Here is a 7,646-nt window from a genome sequence, read left to right on the forward strand (position 1 = left end):
TAATTAATTTATTTTTGTCTATTTATAAGTGAGAATTTTAAAGTGATAGCATCAATGTAGTCAACTGATGAACCCACTGGTAAACCAATGGCTAATCTTGTCACTTTTAAATTCTGTTTAGTAAGTTTCTCCTTAAGGAATTCATTAGTTACCTCACCTTTTATGCTTGGAGAAATCCCTAAAATAATTTCATCAAATTTTTGAGCATAATCTAAAAGTTTTTGAATTTCTTTTTGATACTTTTGCTCCTCATATTCATTGATAATTAGATGTGAAAATACATAATACTTACCGTTGTAAATATTAGCATCTTCAATTTTTTGCATAACTTGTCTGTTTTCCACAATTAACAACGTGTTATCTCTTGAACTATTGTCACAAATACTGCAATAATTGTTTTCAATAACTTGCGAACAAATAGGACAAAATGTTGTTTTTTCTTTTACATCGATAAAAGCTTGTGCAACTTGTTGTACTTGCTCTTTTTCAGCTTCTAATATTCAATAAACAATTTTTTCAGCTTGTTTTTTAGAAATACCAGGAATTTGCCTGATAACTTCTAAAAATTTGTTAATTTGTTCAGTATTAAACATTCTTATTAAAATGGCATTCCAGGCATTGATGGAGCTAATTTATCTTGCTCTTCTTTGATTAAATCAATACCTTCATTGATCGCTATTGTAATTAAGTCTTGAAGAATGTCTTTATCTTCAGGATCAATTAATAATTCATCAATTTCAATTGAAACGATTGACATATCTCCTTTAAGAACTACTTCAATACCTTGTTTAGAAACTGTGAATGTTTTTTCATCTAATTCTTTTTGTTTTGTTTCTAATTCTTTTTGCATATTTTTAATTCTTCTTAAAAAATCATTATTCATAATAACCTCTATTCATATTCGATTTCTAATTCTTCATCATCACCTAATAATAATTTACCAATTTGAGTTAAGTCAGTTAAAGTGTTTTGTGCAAACTCATCTTCTCATTTTTTAGGTTTATAATCTGCAATTTGGATGTCTTTATTTTGTCCAATTGTTTCTCTAATTTTAGCAAGAGCTGCTGCATCAACTGGATAAATATATTTGTTTTTGTTATCAAAAACATATTTAACAAATTCTTGCATTTTAGGTGTGTTAGCAAGCTCTTTTAGCTTATTAACTTTAGCAGTATCTTTATTGTAAATGTTAATGAAATATTCTGAAGCAGCCATAATTAATGAGTCTTCAAACAACTCAGCAATCTCAGAAAACTCAGGTTTGTTTTGAGTGATTATTGCTAAATCTTGATTAATTGATCTTTGGAATTGAGCTACTTTATCACGTGATGGATCTTCTTTAGATCAAAGAGTGTTGTATATATATTCGAAAACATTAACTTCTTGTGGTTCACCAATTTGTATTGGTTCATCATTAGTTGGAATTTCTTCAGGTTCTAGGAGTTTTTCTTCTTCTTTTATTTCTTCCTGAATTTCTTTTTGAACTTCCTCTACAAATTCCATTGTTTCACCAAACTTAGGAACTTCTACTTCACGAGTGTTAATTAATATTTTATTTGTTGATGTATCTGATTGTAATTGGATAATATCATCATTAACATCATCAAAATCACTTGATAATTCGTGTTTTTGGATAATAAATTCATTTGTTTTATTAACTTGATCAGAAATTTCCTTTGTGAGTGCTTTATTAATTTCTAAAGATTCAAGTAAGATGTTTTTTTCTTCTTGCGCTTCAGTAGGTACGTTTTCTTGTTGATAAGGTGTAAATTCATCAGTTAATCCATTCCCGACAGGTTCAATTTCAGGAATTATTAATGCATCAGCAAAATGATTATCTGATTGTTTTGTTTCTTGTTCAACTTTTTCTTCAGTTTCTTTCTTAATTTCCTCTGTTTGTGTTTGTGAGGACTCCTGATTTACCTGATTTATTTCAATATCAAAGTTACCGGATATAACTGAAAAAATGTTTTCAGTTGTTAAAACAAACTTTTCTTCCTCAAGTTTTTCTTCTTCTATTTTTTCACTCAAAAATGAGTTATCTATAAAACCATCATCTTCAATTTCTTCAACTTTTATGTCTTGGAGAATAGTGTTTTCATTTTTGTCGACTTCCATTGAAATATTATTTTGAGGTTCATTAGAAGTTAATTCTTCTTCAATAATTTCTTTAGTTTCTGTGAAAACATTATTAGTTGAAGTTTTGTGATTTTCTTTGTTAAACACAGGTTTGATAAATACAGGTGCAACATAAGTTTCATCTGAATCTTCATGTAAACTAGGATTGATAGCATTTAAAGCTTTCAAAACACCTAATTGAATAATTTCAAATGGATATTCGCTTTTGTTAACTTTAATTAACATATCATAGAATATGTCAGTTAATTCAAAACAAGTTTTATTATCTAAGTGAACTGATGATAACTCTTCAGGTTCAAATCAACTTAATAAACTTACATTATTTGTTTTAGATAATATTATCTTTTCTTTTAAGAAGTTAACTAAACTCAAAACGAATTGCTGAGGTTCAACACCGTTATTTTGGAATTCATTTAATAATGAAATTAATTTAGTTCCATTGTTAATAGAAATTAATTGGAAGATTTTAACAATTTGCTCTGATGATAAAACACCGAAGTTTTGATAAATTGATTCAGCACTTATGATACCTGAATGCAACATACTAACTTGGTCGGCAATTGTAAGCGCATCCCTCATACCACCGCTAGATAATCTTGCGATGAGTTTAAGAGCTTGAGTATCATATTTTATATGTTCTTGGTTGAAAACTTTTGAAAGTTGTTTAATGATATTATCATCATTCATTCTATGGAACACAAAGTTTTGAACTCTTGATCTGATTGTTAAAGGAATTTTATGTAAGTCTGTTGTCGCTAAAATGAAAATAGCGTGTTTAGGTGGTTCTTCAAGTGTTTTTAATAATGCATTAAAAGCACTTTTTGTAAGCATATGAACCTCATCTATGATGTAAATTTTGTATTTACCATTCATAGGCGTTTGCTCAATTTTTTCCTTAAGATCTCTAATTTCATCAACACCATTATTTGATGCAGCATCCATTTCGATTATGTCAATATTGTTGTTTAAATTACTTAAGCAAATTTCACATGGATTAAGAACATCAGCAGGATCTTTATGAACACAATTTAACATCATTGCAAATATTTTTGCAATCGATGTTTTACCAGTTCCTTTTGGCCCTGAAAATAAATAAGCATGTGATATTTTGTTAGTCTTTAAAATGTTTTTCAAAGATAAAATTATGTGCTCTTGGCCTATAACATCATCAAATGTTTTTGGACGATATTTTCTATACAACGCTTTATATTCCATGTTTAATTACCCTTCTTAAAATTTGATATTGACATAAAAGATAAAATCTTTATTTTAATTATTATACTAATAAAAAACATATAGTTTTTTAAAAGTTTTAAAAAACTTTTATACCTATGTGCTAGGAATAAAAGTCAAAAAAGCTTAATTTAGTGAATAAGCATAAAAAAAGACCGAAAGGCCTTGATTATTCAGCGCTTCTAGCAGCTCTTCTAGCGTCTCTTGCACGTTCTTTTGCAAGTTTTTTAGCACGAGCTTCAGCACGTAATTTGTTTTTTAATCTAACTACTTTACGCATTTTTATCCTTTATTTAAACTATTTTTATAATGATAATTTTTATGAATTGTGCATATATATTTTTGCAAAAATACATGCTGTTTTTCTTATGTTATTTTACTATAAAAAGTCTTAAATCCTTCATATTTTTTAATCTTCCAAATTTTTATTTCGATACCTATGAATATACTTTAAAAATTGTAATTAGCATCTATATAATAAATTATAATTTTAATTAACAAGCATTTAAGTAGGAGTAAGTATGAAAAAAAACTTAGAACAAAAAATTGCAGACAAAATTATCAGACAGTCATTAGATAAGATTATGGATGATCGTTTTGGTAGATATTCAAAATACGTTATTCAAAATAGAGCTATTCCAGAAGCACGTGATGGTCTGAAACCAGTTCAACGTAGAATTTTATATTCTATGTTGGGACTTGGTTTAACTCACGATAAACCATATAAAAAGTCAGCTCGTGTTGTAGGGGATGTAATTGGTAAATATCACCCACACGGTGATTCTTCAGTTTATGAAGCTATGGTTAATATGTCTCAATGATGAAAAATCAATCACCCATTACTTGATATGCACGGTAATGTCGGTTCTATTGATAACGACCCTGCTGCCGCTATGCGTTATACAGAGGTTAGAATGTCGCCTATTGCTGAATATGTTTTAGGTGAAATTAAGAAAAATCCAGTTAAGTTTGCTCCTAACTTTGATGATTCAGAAATTGAACCAATAGTTTTACCATCATTATTCCCTAACTTACTTGTTAATGGTGCTTCAGGTATTGCTGTAGGTATGGCAACTGAAATGCCCCCACATAACTTAAATGAAATTATTGATGGAGCTATCTACAGAATTACAAATCCATTTTCACATTTTGATGAAATTTCAAAAATCGTTAAGGGTCCTGATTTCCCAACAGGTGGTGTAATCAAAGGGAACAAAGGTATCTTAGAAGCGCTTGAATTTGGAAACAATACAAAAAACAAAATCAGATTGTTTTCTAAATACACAACTTCTGAAGATGAAAAACATAAATATATTGAAATCACAGAGATTCCTTATGGTGTAGTGAAGTCGAAATTAGTTTATGAGATTGACAAAATTATTAAAGATAAGTTAATTGATGGAATTACAGAAATTAAGGATCAATCAGATAGAGATGGCATTAGCATTTTAATTACTTTAAATAAAAATGCTAATGAACGTAGTATTTTAAATTACTTACTTCAAAAAACAAATATGCAAGTTATTTACACATACAACAATACTTGCATCCTTAAAAATGAGCCTGTTACACTTGGTGTAATTGGGCTTCTAGATGCTTACGTAGCTCACGTTAAAGATATTAAAGTTAAGACTTTAACATACGATTTAGAAAAACTTAAATTACGTTTAGAGCTTGTAGAAGGGTTTATTAAGGTTTCAGAAATTTCAGATGAAGTTATTGCAGTTATTAGAAGATCAGAAGGTTCTAAAGCTGGTGTTATTCAAAACTTAATTAAAGAGTTTGGATTTACACAAAATCAAGCAACAGCTATTGCTGAAATGAGACTTTACCGTTTATCTAAAACAGATAAGCAAGCCTACTTGAATGAAAAAATACAATTAGAAAAAGACATTAAGAAAATTTCCAAATTGCTTATTGATCCAAAAGCGTTTGATCAGTACATTATTGAACAATTAATGGAAATTAAAGTTAAATTTGGAACTCCAAGAAAAACTCAAATCGAAGATCAAGAATATGACTTTAGCTATGATCAAACCGATTTAGTCAAAGAAGAAATTCTTAACATTGGAGTTTCAAGAGCTGGATACATTAAGAGATTCTCACAAAAAGTTCTTGATAGTAATAAGATTGAAAATTATGGACTTAAAGATGATGACTATTTAGTTTTCTTCGGAAAAGTAAATTCGTTACATAACTTAATTTTCATTACAGCTCAAGGTAACTACATCGTGTTCCCTGCTTACAAAATTCCAGAAGATAAATGAAAAGACAATGGAACTCACTTATCTGCTTATGTAGATATCCGTGTGATGGATGAAATTGTGGGAGTGTTTGAAGTTTCAGATTGAAATATTTTATCTTACATTGCTCTAGCAACAAAAGATGGATATGTTAAGAAAACAGTGCTTAAAGATTTTGAAGTTTCAAGGGTTAATAAAATTTACAAAGCTATTAATATTGAAAAAACAGATGCAGTTGTTAATGCTGTTATGACAGATGGAACAACTAACGCAATCATAATTACTGAAAAAGGTAATGTAACTAAGTATTCTGAAACTGAATTACCACAATTTGGAACTAAAGCTAAAGGTAATAAAGGGGTTTACTTATCACTTGATGATAAGATTGCTACATTTACTTGTGTTAAATCAGATCAAATGGTTGGTATCTTATCAACAAATGGACAAATTATTAAAATTAATTCATCTAAATTACCATCTGTACCTAAAAATATTAAAGGTAAACCTTTATTAAAAGATAATAAGAAATTTATTCCATACGTTTGTGAGCCAATCAATGATGAATCAGTTATCTACATTAAAGATGATTTTGAGCACACAATTATTGAATCTGTTAAATCATATGGCGTTTCAAGCGATAGCGCAAGAGTTTATAATATAGATGTTCCAAGTATTTACAAAATGTCATTTAATGTTAAATATTTTGATAAGGATTATGCAATTGCGCAAAACTTATTCACCCAAGAGCAAGTGAAGAAAGAAAAAGATCTATTAGAGAAGACAGATACTGTAGTTTCTAATGTTTCAAAAAGTTTAGATGACATTTTAAGACGTATTGATGAATTAACTAAGAGTACAAAGAAATAATATCTCAGCAATGGGATATTTTTTTATTTGCAAAATTTGATTAAAAAAAGAATAGCTATTTTTTAGCTATTCAATTATTAATTCATCTAAACTATTTTATTCTTTAAAGCAATTATTGCGCCAATCATTGAGAATAATGGTCCTAAGAAAATAGAAATTATGTAAAGCACCATTACAGCTGTATTTTGTGATGAAACTCTTATCGCTCCTATGATTACGAGAATAAATCCTGTAAGTCCTGTTGCAAAAGATATAAATCCAAGAATACCAAAAACTATAATGTATGATACCATGAATGCTGCAACATCAGAATAGTCTTTTTCATAGGTTCCATCACCTGAATCTGTTATTGTTGCAGATACACCAGCAACTGCTACAGAGAATAAGAAAATAACAACTGCAAAAACTATTCATAATAAAAGGTTTACAATTGATAAAGCTAAAATGGGTTTAGATAAATTGCTTTGTTGTTTGTTCATAATAACCGATGTTTCCATTTTTATACTCGTTATATTTTAACTATATAACATATTAATTATATATTATTTGAGTTAGTTTAACTAATTTGTCGGAATAACAGTTATCTTGTAGGTTGTTTGTGATTTGTTGATATCAATTCTTGTTGATTCAGTAGTCATTTTGTAACCTTCCGGAACTAATTTAGCTACGTCATAGTAATAAAAGTAATCAGGCAAGTTAGTTGTATTTGTGAAAATCACTTCATCATTATCGTTCACAAATTCAAATGTGTATGGGAACATAGTAACAGGAGCACGTTTTTTGGTGATAGTTATATTTATAGTTTCTGTATCATCTAGAGCATAAGTGTTTTTGTTATATTCATATTCACCTGTCTTATATTCTTCAGGTAAATTCTCATCATCTACTTCAAAAAATTGAATATATTCATCAGCATCTATTGAATGCATATAGGAGTAAACAATTTCATTTTTGTATAAAAAATTAATTTCGACTTCTCTTTTAGGTATTTCGTAGTGTCTATTTGAATTTTGCACAGTAATAACAATTCTTGCTATAGTCACACCTAAGCCACAGACCATTAAAAATGATGCTCAAATTATTCATATTAAACTAGGACAAGTCTTATAGACAATTTATAAAAAACTCAAAGCATCTCAATATTGTTGAGGTGTTTTTCAATTT

The 7,646-nt window shown here is 28.5% G+C and carries 6 protein-coding genes; 1 reads left to right on the plus strand and 5 read right to left on the minus strand.

Features of this window, described 5'->3' with window-relative positions; genetic code table 4:
• Positions 1-8: 8 nt before the first annotated feature.
• Genes ACMZI9_RS01190 through dnaX form a run of 3 tightly spaced genes read right to left on the minus strand, consistent with a single transcriptional unit; the run spans position 9 to position 3,354 of the window.
• Entirely contained in the window at positions 9-593 is a 585-nt protein-coding gene (locus ACMZI9_RS01190) for a toprim domain-containing protein (RefSeq protein WP_323176720.1), read from the minus strand.
• Between the two features lie 5 nt (positions 594-598).
• Entirely contained in the window at positions 599-883 is a 285-nt protein-coding gene (locus tag ACMZI9_RS01195; protein WP_257089044.1) for a YbaB/EbfC family nucleoid-associated protein, read from the minus strand.
• 8 nt (positions 884-891) lie between these two features.
• The gene (dnaX, locus tag ACMZI9_RS01200) at positions 892-3,354 is read right to left on the minus strand and encodes a DNA polymerase III subunit gamma/tau (RefSeq protein WP_323176719.1); all 2,463 of its coding nucleotides are present in this window, start codon (positions 3,352-3,354) and stop codon (positions 892-894) included.
• A 539-nt stretch (positions 3,355-3,893) separates the two neighbouring features.
• Between dnaX and ACMZI9_RS01205 the strand changes: the two genes are divergently transcribed.
• Complete coding sequence (locus ACMZI9_RS01205; protein ID WP_323176718.1) at positions 3,894-6,482, plus strand: DNA topoisomerase (ATP-hydrolyzing); 2,589 nt, start codon at positions 3,894-3,896, stop codon at positions 6,480-6,482.
• Between the two features lie 86 nt (positions 6,483-6,568).
• Here ACMZI9_RS01205 and ACMZI9_RS01210 read toward each other — a convergent pair whose 3' ends face one another.
• A complete protein-coding gene (locus ACMZI9_RS01210) occupies positions 6,569-6,979 on the minus strand; it encodes a hypothetical protein (RefSeq protein ID WP_323176717.1) in 411 nt (136 codons plus the stop codon).
• A 63-nt stretch (positions 6,980-7,042) separates the two neighbouring features.
• A complete protein-coding gene (locus tag ACMZI9_RS01215; protein ID WP_416099072.1) occupies positions 7,043-7,543 on the minus strand; it encodes a hypothetical protein in 501 nt (166 codons plus the stop codon).
• Between the last annotated feature and the right edge of the window lie 103 nt (positions 7,544-7,646).

Origin of the sequence: Mycoplasma sp. 4079 (assembly GCF_047785185.1) — a bacterium.
GTDB lineage: Bacteria > Bacillota_I > Bacilli_A > Mycoplasmatales > Metamycoplasmataceae > Mycoplasmopsis.